We start from the raw sequence: 230 nt of genomic DNA on the forward strand, positions 1-230 counted from the left end.
TTTCAACACACAGCCGCCCGAAGGCGGCTGGTGATATTTTCTAGGGTCTAATCCTAGATAAGCCGTGTTTCAACACACAGCCGCCCGAAGGCGGCTGGCCATTCCATACTCATCTATCAAATCCAATTCAATAGTTTCAACACACAGCCGCCCGAAGGCGGCTGGCGTTCATTTCTAGGGCAGTAGTGGATTTTTTGTAAGTTTCAACACACAGCCGCCCGAAGGCGGCT

The sequence above is a fragment of the Neisseria sp. HMSC069H12 genome (genome assembly GCF_001812735.1).
Classification (GTDB): domain Bacteria; phylum Pseudomonadota; class Gammaproteobacteria; order Burkholderiales; family Neisseriaceae; genus Neisseria; species Neisseria subflava.